This window comes from Thalassospira sp. GB04J01 (assembly GCF_000751115.1).
Taxonomy (GTDB): domain Bacteria; phylum Pseudomonadota; class Alphaproteobacteria; order Rhodospirillales; family Thalassospiraceae; genus Thalassospira; species Thalassospira lucentensis.
This window is the reverse complement of record NZ_CCDX020000013.1, coordinates 105,514-121,092: the sequence shown is the minus strand read 5'-3', so window position 1 is coordinate 121,092 and position 15,579 is coordinate 105,514. Positions and strand designations below refer to the sequence as shown.

Sequence of the window (15,579 nt, the reverse complement as noted above, 5' to 3'; positions counted from 1 at the left end):
CGCCGGTTAACGCGGCGACTTCGTCTGTCTGGCCGTTGGGACATATGTCTCGATGATGTCCACGAGACAGGTCGAGTTGCCGTGCGCCCGTATCTGACCAAAAGGTGCATTTGTGGCCCAAAGAGAATTTAAAAGACGGCAAAGCGTCCGCAAGGGCGCGGCCGCCAAAGGATCCAAAACGAAAAAACGCGTCAGCAGTGCTGGAAAGCGCAAAGGCAGTTTATTTTCGCGCATGGGCGATTTGATCCCCGGGCCAGAGGCCATTGCACGTTTCATCGTCCTTGGCAGCATCTGGGTCATGGTGCTTGGCGGTGGTGTCGTGGCCTATTACGGATACGGGCTGCCCGACAAAGTCAGTTTTGATGTCGCCAGCGAACGCAAACCATCGATCCGGATCATCAGTATCGATGGTGCAACACTTGCCACCTATGGCAACCGGTATGGCAATCCGGTCGAAGTACGTGATTTGCCCGATTATGTCGGTCAGGCGTTCGTTTCCATCGAAGACCGCCGGTTTTATGATCATTTTGGCATCGACATCATCGGTATTTTGCGCGCAACCTGGGCCAACCTGACAGCAGGCCGGATTACCGAAGGCGGCAGCACAATTACCCAGCAGCTTGCCAAAAACCTGTTTCTGTCCCCCGAACGCAGTTTTGGCCGCAAGATCGAAGAAGTCCTTCTGGCGCTCTGGCTTGAATTCAAATTCGACAAACAGCAAATCCTGTCGTTGTATCTTAACCGGATCTATTTCGGATCAGGCGTGTACGGGATTGATGCGGCCGCGCGCCACTACTTTGGCACCGATCCACGGCGTTTGAACCTCTATGAAGCTGCTGTTCTGGCCGGATTGCCAAAGGCACCAAGTCGCTATAATCCGATGGTTGATCCGGTTCAGGCGGCGGAGCGCGCCAATCTTGTTCTTGATGCCTTGGTGTCGACCGGGGCGCTGAACAAGGCGCGTGCAGACCGGGCCAAACAAACCCGTGTGCGCACCGCGCGTAAGGCGAATACAGGACCGGGTGTGCGCTATTTCTCCGACTGGGTTCTTGATCGTGTGCGCGATTATGTCGGCTATGTCGATCAGGATCTTCAGGTCCACACCACGCTTGATTCCCGTCTTCAGGAAGTTGCCGAATTCAACCTTGAACGTGCGCTTACAAGTCCCGGTGCGGTGCAAAAACACGTCGGTCAGGCCGCCCTTCTGGCAATGACCCCTGATGGGGCGGTGCGTGCGCTTGTTGGCGGACGGGACTATTTCGAAAGTCAGTATAACCGTGTGACGCAAGCCCGCCGTCAACCCGGATCGGTGTTCAAGCTGTTTACCTATCTGGCTGGGCTCGACAACGGTTTGGGCTCGAACGACTGGATGCGCGATATCGAAATTTCGATCAATGGCTGGGAACCGCGGAACTTTGATCGCAAACACCACGGCACCATGTCCATTCGCGATGCGCTTGCGACCTCAAACAACTCGATTGCCGTGCAGCTTGCCATGGAAGTCGGCTTGGACAAGGTCATCCAGAAGGCACGCGATATGGGCGTGTCCTCAACCTTAAACAGAGAACCGAGCCTTGCCCTTGGCACCAGCGAAGTTTCGATGCTGGAACTTACCGGGGCCTATGCCATCGTCGCCAATGGCGGTTTTTCGGTGTTCCCGCACGCCGTCAGCAAGATCACCGGACGCAGCGGCGAGGTCTTATATCAACGCACCGATGATTTCCCGTCGCGCCTGATGAACCCGCTGCATGCCGGTGAAATGAACAACATGCTGGCTTCTGTCATTGCCAAGGGCACGGGCCGCAACGCAATTATTGACCGGCCCGCTGCCGGGAAAACCGGCACGACATCGGATTATCGCGATGCGTGGTTCATCGGATATACCGCGGAATTGGTGGCCGGGGTCTGGATGGGCAATGATGATGGCAGTCCGATGGATGAAGTCACCGGCGGTGATCTCCCGGCCAAGCTCTGGCACGATTTCATGCTGCATGCCCATCAGAATTTGCCGGTCCGATCGCTTGGCAAGGCCGCCTTGGCCCGGTCGAAAAAAATGGGCGAAGATGACAGCTGGCGCGATTTCACCGCCGGCTACAGCTCGGGCAATGAAAAGCAGTAACTGCTTATTTTGGGATGTAAAAAAGGGGGCAGCCCCCTTTTTTGCTTTGATCAGAACGCCCTGACCAAATCCGTGCTACCAATGAGCGATCATCAAAGATGTATTGATCAAGTGGCCAAGATGATCCGCTGGCACTTGGCGCAACCATGACGGGTGCTAACGCCCAAAAGCATAGGAATTTTTCGGTTTAAAAATAAGTCTTCCTCCTTTTGTCGGCATTAAATTTAACGTCTTGGACAAAGGCTGCACAACGATGACTGTAACCGTACCTAAGCCCCGACCGACAAAGCTAAAGCGACGTCTTTCCTTGATATTGGTCGTGCTCTACGGCTTGGGTGTCACCATTGGCGCCGGTATCTATGTCTTGATTGGCGAGACCGCCTCTCAGGCAGGCATTTATGCACCAATGGCCTTTGGCTTGTCCGCCATCGTAATGGCCTTTTCTGCGGCGACGTTCTCTGAATTTGTTGGTCGTTTGCCACTGAGTGCCGGTGAATCCGCCTACATCCAGTTTGGCTTTGGTTCGCGCATAATGGCGCTCATTGTTGGCTGCATCGTCATGTTGGCAGGGATCGTTTCATCGGCGACGATCAGTTTGGGCAGTGCGGGCTATCTTGGGGCATTGCTGAGCCCTGTTTTGGAAGTCGATCGCGGCTGGCTGGTCCTTTTGATTTTGCTGTTTGTTGCCCTGATCGCCTGTATTGGCATCCTCGAATCTGTGGTGTTCGCCGCGGTCTTTACCGTGATCGAGATCGGCGGCCTGATTGCGATTATCGCAGGCGGGTTTTTAACCCAGCCCGACCTGATCAGCCAATTGCCAAGCGTCGTGCCAGATACTCTGGATGGCGAGGTTTGGGCAACCGTCCTAAGTGCCAGTCTTCTTGCCTTCTTCGCATTCATTGGCTTTGAAGACATGGTTAATATCGCAGAAGAAGTGCGTGAACCCGAACGCACGATGCCGCGTGCCATTTTCATAACGCTGGTGATTGCGACATCACTGTACTTTCTGGTCGCCGCAATCGCGGTCCTAAGTGTTCCTCTTGACGAATTGGCGACATCGGGTGCCCCGCTTGGCGTGGTGTTTGGCGCCGTAACCAATTTACCGCCAGCGGTGGTCAGCGCCATCGCGATCATCGCAACCTTCAACGGCATCGTTATTCAGGTGATCATGGCAAGCCGTGTTCTCTACGGCATGGGCGACCAGGGAACCATTCCCGGTCGGATCGGGCGGATTTTGGCCTATGTGCCAGAACGAACAGGAACCCCCATTATCGCCACTGCCCTGGTCGCGGTGATCATCGCGATCCTGGCGCTGAACTTCGATATCTCCGGGCTGGCAACCCTGACCTCGCAATTGATTTTGGCCGTATTCGTGATCGTTAATCTGGCATTGGTGCGCGTCAAATGGCGCGAACGCAAAGGAAGCATCGAACCCGTTGGCACGCATATCTTTCAGGTGCCAATCATGGTTCCAATGCTTGGCGCTGTATTAAGCCTCTGCCTGCTGATTTTTGGTCAGTAGGCTCTCGAGACGACCGCTCAAAAGCATTGAAGATTTTGACGTCCAAAAATAGATCTGTCCCCTTTTCCGATCAGGTGACCGGCGGCGGTCTTCCGGCAGCCCTCCATGAGAAAAAAGGGGACAGTTTTATTTTTCTTCTTTGCGCGCGGGCACAAAAAAAGACCGGCATCGTTTTCACGAGCCGGTCCAAGTTTGGTTTGCTTGCGGCTGCATCCTGTGGGGGGAGTGGATGCAGCCAGGGAGTTCTCACCTGTCGGGCGCTTGAGGTTCAGGGGGTTTTCGGTGTGAAAAGCTCCCTTATGTTTCGCGGCCAGATGGCGCTGAGGGTGACGCAGCGCCGCGGTGAGATATCAGGCCGCGACGGCCTGATCTGTGAGCGCTTCGAGGAAATCCAGACATTCCTCGATTTGCGAAATCTCGATAAATTCATTGGGTTTATGGGCCTGCTTGATGCTGCCCGGACCGCAAATGATCGATGGGATGTTGCCCTGCTTTTCAAACACACCGCCTTCTGAGCCGTAAGACACCTTGCCCGAAATATCGGGGATGATGTTGCTGACCAGCTCAAAGCCCGGTGCATCGGTGCAATCACCCATCCCCGGGTAGGAAAAGATCTTTTCCCACGCAAATCCGGTTTCCGGTTCCTTGGCCTTCATTTCGACGTCCAGCGTTTCCATGATGGCTTGCTGGATGTCGGCAATCACCGCTTCGGCGTCATGTTCGGGCAGGTGGCGGATTTCAAAAGTGAATTCGCAATGATCGGGCGTCACATTGGTGGCTGTGCCGCCACCAATTGTGGTGGTCAGCATGGTGCTGTGCGGGACGGTAAAATCATCGTCAAACGGACCGTTTTCTTCAAAATCACGGGCTTTTTCCGCGATCATGCTAATTGCGCGGCTGGCATATTCGATGGCATTGACATGGTTGGGCGCAAACGAGCTGTGTCCGGCTGTCCCGGTCACGGTCACGCGCATGGAATATTTGCCCTTTTGACCATTGATCACCTTCATGTCGGTCGGCTCACCAATCACGGCAATACGCGGCGGGGTCTCCATGGCGGCCAAATGATCGACCATTGATCCAACCCCGATGCAGCCGACTTCCTCGTCATAGGACAGGCAGAGATGGATCGGGATCGCAAGATCGCGTTTGACCAGTTCGGGGATCATCGCCAGCGCACAGGCCGAAAAACCCTTCATGTCGGCCGATCCGCGACCAAACAGTTTGCCGTCACGCTCGGTCAGTTCAAACGCCGGGCTGATCCAGCTGTTTTCCAACGCGGGCACCACATCGGTATGCCCCGAAAGGGCAATGCCCGGAACGCCTTTCGGCCCGATGGTGGCAAGCAGGTTGGCCTTTTCACCGGTTTCATCATGAAACAGGGTACTTTCGATGCCATATTGCGCCAGATAGTCGCGGACAAAATGGATCAGACCGAGATTCGAGTTTTTGCTGGTGGTGTCAAACGCCACCAACTTGCCAAGCAGATCAATGGCATGATGGAGGCGGGACATATTGGGTTTGCTCATTTTATGTTTCTCGTTTCTCGGATCAGGAAGCCGACTGCGCCGATGCGCGACGGTCACGCCATTTCTTCCATTCGCGACGAATGGTCAAAGTGACAAACAGAATGGTCAGGATGAAGAAGCCCCATGAAATCCAGGACTGGAAGAAGACACCAAGGTCACCGCGCGAAATCGCAAGCGACCGGCGCATATTGTCTTCAAACATCGGGCCAAGGATAAAGGCGATCAGGAACGGGGCGGCCGGGATGTTCAGCAACATCATGGCAAAGCCGACAACGCCCATCACCAGCAGAACCGTGACGTCAAACGGGCTGGCCCCGATGGAATAGATGCCATAAACGCACAGGATCAAAATGCACGGCAGCAACAGGGTCTGCGGAATGCGCGAAATTTTGGTAAAGGCACCTGCCGTCAGCTTGCCTGCGATAAACAGGAACAGCGAACTAAACAGCATGCCGATAAACAGCGAATAAACCTCGCCAAGGTTGTTCTGGAACAACAGTGGTCCCGGGGTCAGGCCGTGGATCATGAACGCACCCAGCATCACACCCGTGATCACATCTCCAGGCACACCAAGGGCCAGAAGCGGGATCATGGTCGCACCACAGGCACCGTTATTGGCCGATTCTGATGCGGCGATGCCTTCCAGTTCGCCTTCGCCAAACTTGTCACCGTTTTTCGATGTCCGGCGCGCCTCGCTATAGGAGAAAAAGGCCGCCGTTGACGGGCCAATGCCTGGAATGGCGCCAAGGATCACACCAATGACCGACCCCCGGCAAATCGATTTGATCGATCCACGGACTTCCGAAAGGGTCAGGCGGTTATCGCCAAGCTTCATGGCCTGACTGTTGTCTTCCGGGCGGAACACGATCATTTTGATCAGTTCAGGCAGGGCAAACAGGCCAATTAGCACCGGCACCATGCCAAGGCCCGATTTCATGTCCTCGGACAGGGCAAACCGGTAAGACCCATAAATGTCTTCACCAACCGTTGCCAGCAACAGACCAAGACAGGCCGCAATGATGCCCAAAACCAGCGAACGGCCGGAAATACTCGCCACAATGGTCAGCGAAAACGCCATCAGCATAAAGAATTCCGGCGGACCAACGCGCAGCGCAAACATCGCCAAAGGCATGGCCAGGAAGAACAGCGAAATGTTCGAAATAAAGTCGCCGATACAGCTTGAAATCAGCGCCATGTTCAGCGCCTTACCACCTTTGCCCGCACGGGCCAGCGGGTAACCGTCAAGAACGGTGCAGGCTGCTGATGCGGTGCCGGGCGTCTTGATCAGGATGGCGGAAATCGACCCGCCATAGGTTGACCCTTTATAAAGCGCCACCAAAAGCAAAAGACTGGTCACCGGCGGCAGATAAAACGTAAACGGCAGTGCCAAGGTCACAGCCATCGTCCCGGTCATGCCCGGGATGGCGCCGATAATCACGCCCCCCCAAATCCCGGCAAACATCGCCAAGAAGTTCGGTAACGTTGCCACAGACTGGAAGGCGAAAAGCAATTCATTCCACATAACGATGGGGCTTTCGATCAGATCAGGGTTACGAGGTCAGAAAGACTGTTGGAAAACAGCATGCCTTCGGGGAAGGGCGTATGGGTGACTTCGGTAAAAAGCAGATACAGCAAAACCGGGAAAATGATCGTCAGACCAATCATCCAGAACTTGTTGCCGAAATTACCGGTCATCAGGAACAGAATGCCGAGCAAAAGAACGGTTGCGGGCACAAAACCGATCACCGGCAGGCCATAAACAAAGGCGACAAACAGAACCAGCAACAAGGCAAAACGGGTTATGAAAACCTTGTTTCGGTTCACATAGAAACCAAGGCTTGTGACCTGCTCACCGCTGGCTTTGCGCGATTTTGGAAAGGCCAGAACAAGGGCCAGAATGCCCATGACAAGGCCAATCACGGCAACAACGCGCGGCCACATATCAGGTGGCGGGGCAAAGCCGGGAATGAAAGACGGAACCTTCACATAGATCGGGATCAGAACGAACAGGACGATGGCAAAGAATACCGTCGCGACCAGTCCAGCATAGAAATCGCGATTTTGGTTCATGGTTCCGTCTCGCATTTAAGGTCGAAAATTACAGGACGTTAAAAAACGTCTTACTGGATGTAGCCGAACTTTTTGGCCATGCCGTTATAAAGTTCGAACTGGCTTTTGACGTAAGCCGACGGATCGTCATCACCGATGACCGAGGTCGAGCCACGTTTCGCTGCAAGGTCGAGCCACTGTTCGTCGGTTGCAACATTGCCAAGGACTTCGGTCCATTTTGCCACAACATCTTCCGGAAGACCTTTAGGCGCATACAGACCGCTCCAGCCGCCAACCTGACCAGCTTGCGCATAGCCGAGTTCTTTGGCCGTCGGGACGTCCGGCAGGGCTGCCATACGTTTTGGCGAATAGACCATCAGCGGACGCATTTTACCGGCTTCGATGTGGGGCATCAGGGAGCCAGCGGCAATTGCCAGAAAATCAACGTGACCGCCAAGAAGGGCTGCGGCCAAAGCAGAGCCGCCTTTGTATGGCACGAGGGTGGATGCGGTCAGCGGGTCAAGATCAAGATCAGACAGAAGTGCCTGAACCGAGAAGCCATCAATCGCGGTGGGGCCGGATGCGGCATAGGTGGTTGCGCCGTCGCTGTCTTTAATCTTGGCAATCAGATCATCAACGGTCTGGACGTCGGAATTGGCATTCACGGCCAGGATCATCGGGGTCGATTCGAGAATACCCAGGAAGGTGTAATCGTCCCATGCGACCGGGCTGTCTTCGTAGACTGCCGGATACAGCGCCATGCCAACGCGTGACAGCAAAAGGGTGTAACCATCGGGTTTCTGTTCGGTCACGAAACGGGCACCGTTCATGCCGCCATTACCGGTCTTGTTGACAACCACAATCGGCTGATCATCGGTGTAATGACGTGCGGTCTCGGCAAGTGCACGACCTGCCAGATCTGACGCACCACCGGCACCATAAGGCACAACAAGCGTAATGGCTTTTTCAGGATAGGCATCTGCCTGGGCGGTCGAAATCATGGTGGTTGTCGCAAGGATGGCGGCGGCTACGCCGGCTGCTTTTTTGAGCTTTTGAAACATTTTCATGTCTCCCTGGGTGGTGGTGGCAGTATTGCCGGAGAGGCTCAGGACCTATTAATTTGGTTCGAATGGTTGACCGGATTTGTGCGGATACGCGGAGCAAAACCGTAGGAAGATATGCATCTTTCAAGGTTTTGCGACAAAGTAGCCCGTGCAAATCCGGCCAATCCAAAGGACAGACGTTATATTTGCAACCTCCTGCGTCAAACCCCTTGGCCGGGATACCAGCCCGCCCGGCGGGCTTTTCCTTGGATTTCACAAATATAACGTCTGCCATTCCAATCAAATTAATAGGTCCTGAGCCTTGATCTTTTCTTTTTGTATGCACCATCCATAGACAATCCATAACTGTTGGCGCAAAAAATTAATTCCAGTATAACTAATTTACATACTGAAAAAATGAGGCCGTCACATGAACCTGCGCGAGTTGGAAAGCTTCAATGCCTTTATGACCCATGGGTCGGTCACCAAGGCGGCACAGGCAATGAACATCAGCCAGCCAATGGTCAGCCGTTTGCTCAACAGCTTTGAAAAGTCTGTCGGATTTTCCTTGTTCAACCGCAAACGCAATCAACTGGTGCCGACCAATGAGGCCCATCAGTTTCACGTCACTGTCTTGCGGTCGCTAAACTCACTTCATGAAATCGAAACGCAGGCCCGTGCGATTGCCAATGATCAGCTGGGCTCTATCCGCATCGCGGCACAGCCGATTTATGTTGATACCTATCTTCTTGATGTGGTCGCAAAATTCAAACTGGCCCACCCCAATGTCTCGATCAGCATCACCGACACCGGGCTTGAAGGCATGCTTGAAATGGTCACAACCCGGCAATGTGATTTGGGGATTGGCATTACCCTTGATCTGCAGGACCCCAATATGGTGGTTACCCCGCTCGCACAGTCGCGTGCGGTCTGTTTGATGCCGGTGGGGCATCGGCTGGCCGGGTTTGAAACGATTGATATTGATCTTCTGCGCGGCGAACGTTTTGTCGAACTGTCGATCGGCTCACCCTTGCGCACCAAAATCGACTATATTTTCCAGATTGCCGGCTGGCCGCGCAAAATCGCGGTCGAGGCCCGGACCATTCGCACCATTTCACGCCTTGTCGAACGCAATGTCGGAATTGCGGTGATTGACCCGTTTGCCGCCTTGCTGGTCGATGAAACCAAGGTGGTTGCGCGCACCTTAACGCCGGTCATTGACTGGGACGTGGCATTGTTCACCGCATCACGTGAACTGAGCGCGGTCGAGAAAAGCTTCCTTGGATTCTTGCGCGCAGAACTGCCCCATCTGCGTGAAAGCGGATGTGTGGTGTAAAGAATGGTTTACAGTCCGATTTGGGCTGAAGGTTATTATTCATCTAAAATGAATAATACGGATGATTATTCACCCACGCCGATCAAACGCCAGCTTGGCCGCAAGGCCAAGAAACACGCATCCGGTAAAAATCTGAAAGCCGCGCGCCACCCGTTTTGATCGCGACAATATCACACCAAGTTTCCCGGCAAATCCCCCCACCAGACAATTGATCATCGTCCCGCCGATATTGAGAATCAGGCCGAAAATCAAAAACTGTACTAACACCGATCCCCGCGACGCATCGACAAATTGGGGAATGAAGGCCAGCACAAACACGATGATCTTCGGATTGAGCAGATTAACCACAATCCCGTCCCGCCATGCGCGAAAGGTGCTGGAACGCTTGGTTTGCGCCGGGGTAAGGTCCTGATCTCTGGCGCGGAAAGCGCCGATGGCCAACCATACCAGATAGGCAATCCCAGCCCAGCGCAGCACTTCAAGCGCAACCGGATGGGCCGCAACCAGTGCCGCCAGTCCCAACCCGGCCAAAAGCGTATGGATCATCGCACCCGTGGCAATCCCAAGGCTTGCGGCATTCCCGGCACGCGGGCCGGATTTAATCCCCTGTCCCAGACAAAACAGCATGTCATTGCCCGGCGTCATGTTAAGCGCCAGGGCGGTGGGGATAAAAATCGCCAGTGTTTCAATCGGGATCAGCATGGGACGCATCCTGTAAGGACAGTATGGATTGAGTTGGTTAACTTACTCAGTTAGCTTCCGGCACCATATCGATGCAGGGCAGAGCCGTTTCGTTTAAGCCAGTGTTGCTGTTTCTTGGACGGGCCATATAGATCATCCACCACGGCCCAGAACCGCGCACTGTGGTTCAGTTCCTGAAGATGGGCGACCTCGTGGGCGACGACGTAATCCAGCACATCTTCGGGGGCCAGAACGAGTCGCCAGCTAAACGCCAAATTGCCGTTTGACGAACAACTTCCCCAACGGGTGCGGGTGTCTTTAAGCGATATGCGATTGATTTTCTTGCCGATTTGGTCGGCATATTCTTGGGCGCGCGGGGCGATTTCAAGTTTGGCCTGTTTTTTCAGGAAATCGGTCACCCGTCGGTTGGTATGTTCGGGCAATCCCGATACCCAGATCACCCCGGCCTCGGCCCAAACCCCGCGTTTGGCATCAGGGACGGCGCGGATGGCGTGGTCTTCGCCCAGAAACGGAATCCACGCGCCGGGCACGAACTGTACCCGGTCGGGCAAGCGTTGAATGTGGGCCGCTACCCAATCGCTGTGCTGATCCAGCATCGAAAGGGCGACTTTTCGTGAAATTCCGGTGGGCACGACGATTTCGACCCCGTCAAACGCCGGATCAATCCGCAGTTTGAGTCGCGACGCGCGCGCACTGGGCCGTAAACGGACCGGCAGCGGGCCAATTTTGGGCAGGTCTATTTCAGTTTCTTCGGTGTTTTTGAGCATTCGGAGCGGTTTTTTCCAAAAGCGAGGCAATATTTTACGGGTTTTTGCGCCTTTTTGGCACCAAGCCCAATCTTGGGTCTTGCCCCTCACTAGTGTTTTCCTATACTCCGCGCTCAAGGTCTAGGGCTCTTTGTGCAAGATTGAGCAGATTTTGCATAAAGAGCCGTCGGAGCGCCTTACAGGCTTTTCGGGGCCCGACGCAATCAACAGATTGCGTCTATGGCAGGGAACTATGACAGGGAGCCGGGCACGCGTGTGCCATTCCCTGAAGTGTATTGAAAAAGAAAGGCGTCACTGCAATGAGCGATCAGGTCAAAAAGGTGGTGCTTGCCTATTCAGGCGGGCTTGATACCTCCATCATCCTGAAGTGGCTTCGCGAACAGTATAACTGCGAAGTCGTGACCTTCACCGCCGATCTCGGCCAGGGCGAAGAGCTTGAGCCCGCCCGTAAAAAGGCAGAGATGTTCGGTGTGAAGCAAATCTTCATCGAAGATCTGCGCGAAGAATTTGTCCGCGATTACGTCTTCCCGATGTTCCGCGCCAATGCCCTGTATGAAGGTGTCTATCTGCTGGGCACCTCAATCGCGCGCCCGCTGATTGCCAAACGTCAGATCGAAATCGCCAAGGAAGTTGGGGCCGATGCCGTCTCACACGGTGCAACCGGCAAAGGCAACGATCAGGTCCGTTTCGAGCTTGGCTATTATGGCCTGAAGCCCGACGTTAAGGTGATTGCACCTTGGCGTGAGTGGGAATTGAATTCCCGTACCGCACTTCTGGATTTTGCCCGGAAACATCAGATCCCGATTTCGGCTGACAAAGCCGGTGGCGATGAGCCGCCCTATTCGACGGATGCCAACCTTCTGCACATTTCCTACGAAGGCAAGGCGCTCGAAGATCCGTGGACCAAGCCCAACGAAAATATGTTCATGCGCACGGTATCGCCCAAGGATGCACCCGATGCGATCACCACCATCGAAATTGAATTCGAAAAAGGCGATCCGGTTGCCGTCAATGGTGAGCGCATGAGCCCGGCAACCTTGCTGACCAAGCTTAACGACGTAGCGGGCAAGAACGGTATTGGCCGTCTTGATCTGGTTGAAAACCGCTATGTCGGCATGAAATCGCGCGGTGTTTACGAAACCCCGGGCGGCACGATCATGCTCACCGCACACCGTGCGATGGAAAGCATCACGCTGGACCGTAATGCGGGGCACCTTAAAGACGAGCTGATGCCGCGGTATGCCGAAATGATCTATAACGGTTATTGGTGGTCGCCAGAACGTCAGGCCCTCCAGCGCCTGATCGATGATACCCAGCGTTCGGTCAACGGCACGGTGCGCCTTGATCTTTACAAAGGCAACGTCACGGTTACCGGACGTAAATCACCGAACTCGATCTATTCCGAAGAACACGTCACGTTCGAAGCCGACACGGTTTATGACCAGCATGACGCAGAAGGCTTCATTAAGCTCAATGCGCTGCGTCTGCGTCTTGGCTATGGTAATGACGATCTGAAATAATCACGCATTTATTGTGTGAGGATTGGAACGAGGGGTGTCAAAGCCCCTCGTTTTCTTTTATCAGCCCGGATATAACGGGTGCGCGCCGTCCTGAACCGAAGGCTCAGGCGTTCCAACGAGTTTTGAGAGCCCATGCAACGCTATAAATGCACCGTCGAATATGATGGCCGCCCCTATCACGGGTGGCAGTATCAGGACGAAGTGATTTCGGTTCAAAAGGTGTTTGAAACCGCGATCGAGGATTTCGTCGGTGAATTCGTGCGCGTGTATGTATCGGGCCGGACGGACGCCGGGGTGCATGCGCTGGGGCAGGTGGTGCATTTCGATTTACCGAAATATTACCCGGCCGACGCGGTGATGAATGCGATCAACCATTACCTTAAACCGGCCCCGGTCGCGGTAAAGCTGTGCGATGAAGTCTCCGAAGATTTCCATGCGCGGTTTTCATCGAAAAAACGCTACTACATGTATCGCATCATCAATCGCCGGGCTCCGCTGACCTTTGAAGCCGGGCTTGCGTGGGGCGTTTACAAGCCGCTTGATATCGATGCGATGAACGAAGCCGCCCAGCACCTGATTGGCACGTTTGATTTCACCAGTTTCCGCGCCAGCGAATGTCAGGCCAACAGCCCAATCAAGACGCTGGAGAAGCTTGAGGTCACGCGCAGCATCGAAGATCCACTTGAAATCCGCATCCACACCGAAAGCCGGTCGTTCCTGCATCATCAGGTGCGCAACATGGTCGGGACACTGGTTCTGGTTGGCAAAGGAAGCTGGAAGCCGATTAGGGTGAAAAAAGCACTTGAGGCCTGTAACCGTGCGGCGGGCGGCCCGACGGCACCAGCGGATGGGCTGTATTTCGTCAAGGTCGATTACTAGAACCTGCTAGCGTTCATTGGCGGCATCTGTTGGTGGGCGGCATTCAGGTTTTCTGACGTCCCGTTTCCCATAATCCACATCCCCCAAAGATAACTAGATTTGGCGTGCGTCATGTTCTGGCGTATCGGTGTGTCCGGTACGTCGTGCCCATGCCGCTATTTATGCGCAGTGCGGTTTGAGGCAATTGTGCAGGTGCGAACCTATGCAATAGGATAAACGACTATACGCAAAGGTTAATTATGATACTGTATACCTTATAATGGGTTAGGTTCGGGCCTTGATCCTGGCGCTAAGCTATTGATGAAATGTGGACAGAACCATCCACTGTCGATCTTCTGGTTTTGTCCTTGATGGTGATTAGGGAGAGAGCATGTCGAAAAGTTTGGTACTGAAAGTTGCCTTAGCTGCCGTTCTTATTCTTATGAGTGGGATCATTTTGCTGGGCGTGTTGATTATGCAGCGTGTCGATCAACAGGTCGCCAGTGACAGTCTGGCGTCGCAAAAACTCAATCTTCGTGTTGCAGCATTGTTGCTACAGGATGCTAACCCCGACTTTAAAATGGTGATCACCAAGGATGGCGAAACATCCAAACTGGTGATGCCGGAAATCCCTGATTTATCTTCCCACGCCCTGATTGACCGCATTGGCACGGCCACCGGGCAAACGGCAACCGTGTTTGCCTATGTCCCGGCGGAAGAAGATTTTATCCGTGTTTCAACCAACATCATCAAACCCGATGGTACACGTGCTGTCGGCACTATGCTTGGCAAAGGCAGTGCGGCGTACGCGCCGATCATGTCAGGCAAAACGTTCCGCGGTGAAGCGCTTATCCTTGGTACGGAATATGTCACGCAATACAGTCCGATCATGACGCCGGCCGGCGATATTCTGGGCATTTTGTATGTTGGTATTAAAAAGGCAGAAGTCGCCGCTGTTGCCGGTGAGATCGAAGCGCGTATCGCCATTGTTGGTGTGATCATTGCCGTTGTCTCGGCGTTTCTTCTGTTCTTGTTGCTGCGTTGGCAGCTTGGCCCGCTGCGGGTTCTTAGTCAGACGATTTCGCGTTTCGTTGAGCGCGATTTCAGCGAAGAGGTCTCCTTTACCGAGCGCAAGGACGAGATCGGGCTGATTGCCAACGGGTTGGTGCGCTGGCGTGAAACGGCGGCCAAAATCGACGAAGCCGAAGAAGCCCGTGTTGTTGCAGAAAAACGTTCCAAACAGGCAGCGATTGATCAGCGCAACAAATTGGCGGTGGAACTCGAACAGTCTATTGGTCAGATCGTTACATCTGTTCGTGCGGCGACCGGTGGTATGTTGAAATCAACCAACTCGATGCGTGATTCTGCAAATCATTCGGTCAATCAAAGCCAGAAGGTTTCAGAAGCAGCCAATGATTCGGCCCGTAACGTTCAAACGGTTGCCGCGGCAACCGAAGAACTATCGGCATCGATCAGCCAGATCGGCGGTCAGGTCCACGAGTCGACTTCTATCGCCGAGGCTGCGGTGGGTGAGGCATCGCGGGCCAATGAAATGGTCGGCGGTCTTGCCGAGGCGGCCGAACGCATTGGTCAGGTTGTCAGCCTGATTAACGATATCGCATCGCAGACCAACCTTTTGGCCCTGAATGCGACGATTGAAGCCGCACGCGCAGGCGAAGCGGGCAAAGGTTTTGCCGTGGTGGCCCAAGAGGTCAAAAACCTTGCCAATCAGACGGCCAAGGCCACCGATGAAATTGCCCAGCAGATCGGGGCGATTCAGGATGAAACCAAGGTCACGGTGGAGGCCATCGAGAAGGTAACCCAGACAATCTCGTCGATCAGCGGAATTGCCAACGGCATTGCGTCAGCCGTGTCCGAGCAAAACTCGGCCGTCAACGAAATCGCCAACAGTGCAACAAGCGCATCTTCAGGATCGAACGAAGTGGTTGCCAACATCGACGAAATCCATAAAGCCGCCAGCAGCAGCGGTGCTGCGGCGGGCGAACTTGACGCGACCGTTGGTGATCTGGCCAAGCAGATTGATACCCTGCAGGATACTGTTTCAGAGTTTCTGTCTCAGTTGCGTGCAGGTTAAATGACAGGGTCGGGTGGGCTTTGGCTCACCCGACCATCT

General features: G+C 54.2%; 12 protein-coding genes. 6 read left to right on the top strand and 6 right to left on the bottom strand.

Annotated features, from left to right (window positions below; translation table 11 throughout):
* The first annotated feature begins 232 nt into the window (after positions 1-232).
* Positions 233-2,119 carry a PBP1A family penicillin-binding protein gene (locus tag AMM48_RS14390; protein WP_244271241.1) on the top strand — a complete coding sequence of 629 codons (1,887 nt, stop codon included), beginning with the start codon at positions 233-235 and terminating at the stop codon, positions 2,117-2,119.
* A gap of 319 nt (positions 2,120-2,438) precedes the next feature.
* On the top strand, positions 2,439-3,641 hold the full coding sequence (locus AMM48_RS14385; protein ID WP_198413539.1) for an amino acid permease: 1,203 nt from the start codon (positions 2,439-2,441) through the stop codon (positions 3,639-3,641).
* Positions 3,642-3,991: 350 nt separating this feature from the next.
* Here AMM48_RS14385 and argE read toward each other — a convergent pair whose 3' ends face one another.
* Genes argE through AMM48_RS14365 form a run of 4 tightly spaced genes read right to left on the bottom strand, consistent with a single transcriptional unit; the run spans position 3,992 to position 8,280 of the window.
* On the bottom strand, positions 3,992-5,170 hold the full coding sequence (gene argE, locus AMM48_RS14380) for an acetylornithine deacetylase (RefSeq protein ID WP_102784592.1): 1,179 nt from the start codon (positions 5,168-5,170) through the stop codon (positions 3,992-3,994).
* Positions 5,171-5,192: 22 nt separating this feature from the next.
* A complete protein-coding gene (locus AMM48_RS14375; protein WP_102784591.1) occupies positions 5,193-6,692 on the bottom strand; it encodes a tripartite tricarboxylate transporter permease in 1,500 nt (499 codons plus the stop codon).
* A gap of 17 nt (positions 6,693-6,709) precedes the next feature.
* Positions 6,710-7,240: a tripartite tricarboxylate transporter TctB family protein gene (locus tag AMM48_RS14370; protein ID WP_102784590.1), complete on the bottom strand. Its 531-nt coding sequence runs from the start codon at positions 7,238-7,240 to the stop codon at positions 6,710-6,712.
* Between the two features lie 50 nt (positions 7,241-7,290).
* On the bottom strand, positions 7,291-8,280 hold the full coding sequence (locus tag AMM48_RS14365; RefSeq protein WP_102784589.1) for a tripartite tricarboxylate transporter substrate binding protein: 990 nt from the start codon (positions 8,278-8,280) through the stop codon (positions 7,291-7,293).
* A 412-nt stretch (positions 8,281-8,692) separates the two neighbouring features.
* On the opposite strand from AMM48_RS14365, the gene AMM48_RS14360 reads away from it, so the two are divergent.
* On the top strand, positions 8,693-9,598 hold the full coding sequence (locus AMM48_RS14360) for a LysR family transcriptional regulator (protein WP_101301146.1): 906 nt from the start codon (positions 8,693-8,695) through the stop codon (positions 9,596-9,598).
* Between the two features lie 69 nt (positions 9,599-9,667).
* Here the strand turns inward: AMM48_RS14360 and AMM48_RS14355 are convergent, their stop codons facing one another.
* Both AMM48_RS14355 and AMM48_RS14350 read right to left on the bottom strand, forming a co-directional pair.
* A complete protein-coding gene (locus AMM48_RS14355) occupies positions 9,668-10,300 on the bottom strand; it encodes a LysE family translocator (protein WP_102784588.1) in 633 nt (210 codons plus the stop codon).
* A 50-nt stretch (positions 10,301-10,350) separates the two neighbouring features.
* Entirely contained in the window at positions 10,351-11,067 is a 717-nt protein-coding gene (locus AMM48_RS14350; RefSeq protein ID WP_101301142.1) for a SprT family zinc-dependent metalloprotease, read from the bottom strand.
* 299 nt (positions 11,068-11,366) lie between these two features.
* Between AMM48_RS14350 and AMM48_RS14345 the strand changes: the two genes are divergently transcribed.
* From AMM48_RS14345 to AMM48_RS14335, 3 genes are all read left to right on the top strand, one after another.
* Positions 11,367-12,587 (top strand): argininosuccinate synthase, encoded by a 1,221-nt coding sequence (locus AMM48_RS14345; protein ID WP_102784587.1) that lies wholly within the window; start codon positions 11,367-11,369, stop codon positions 12,585-12,587.
* 132 nt (positions 12,588-12,719) lie between these two features.
* Entirely contained in the window at positions 12,720-13,466 is a 747-nt protein-coding gene (truA, locus tag AMM48_RS14340; RefSeq protein WP_102784586.1) for a tRNA pseudouridine(38-40) synthase TruA, read from the top strand.
* A gap of 370 nt (positions 13,467-13,836) precedes the next feature.
* A complete protein-coding gene (locus AMM48_RS14335; protein ID WP_102784585.1) occupies positions 13,837-15,540 on the top strand; it encodes a Cache 3/Cache 2 fusion domain-containing protein in 1,704 nt (567 codons plus the stop codon).
* Positions 15,541-15,579 lie beyond the last annotated feature (39 nt).

Bases quoted from the DNA above. Each gene is read 5' to 3' on its own strand.
- AMM48_RS14390 (WP_244271241.1), top strand. From the start codon at position 233: ATGGGCGATTTGATCCCCGGGCCAGAGGCCATTGCACGTTTCATCGTC.
- argE (WP_102784592.1), bottom strand. From the start codon at position 5,170: ATGAGCAAACCCAATATGTCCCGCCTCCATCATGCCATTGATCTGCTT.
- AMM48_RS14375 (WP_102784591.1), bottom strand. From the start codon at position 6,692: ATGTGGAATGAATTGCTTTTCGCCTTCCAGTCTGTGGCAACGTTACCG.
- AMM48_RS14370 (WP_102784590.1), bottom strand. From the start codon at position 7,240: ATGAACCAAAATCGCGATTTCTATGCTGGACTGGTCGCGACGGTATTC.
- AMM48_RS14365 (WP_102784589.1), bottom strand. From the start codon at position 8,280: ATGTTTCAAAAGCTCAAAAAAGCAGCCGGCGTAGCCGCCGCCATCCTT.
- AMM48_RS14360 (WP_101301146.1), top strand. From the start codon at position 8,693: ATGAACCTGCGCGAGTTGGAAAGCTTCAATGCCTTTATGACCCATGGG.
- AMM48_RS14355 (WP_102784588.1), bottom strand. From the start codon at position 10,300: ATGCTGATCCCGATTGAAACACTGGCGATTTTTATCCCCACCGCCCTG.
- AMM48_RS14350 (WP_101301142.1), bottom strand. From the start codon at position 11,067: ATGCTCAAAAACACCGAAGAAACTGAAATAGACCTGCCCAAAATTGGC.
- AMM48_RS14345 (WP_102784587.1), top strand. From the start codon at position 11,367: ATGAGCGATCAGGTCAAAAAGGTGGTGCTTGCCTATTCAGGCGGGCTT.
- truA (WP_102784586.1), top strand. From the start codon at position 12,720: ATGCAACGCTATAAATGCACCGTCGAATATGATGGCCGCCCCTATCAC.
- AMM48_RS14335 (WP_102784585.1), top strand. From the start codon at position 13,837: ATGTCGAAAAGTTTGGTACTGAAAGTTGCCTTAGCTGCCGTTCTTATT.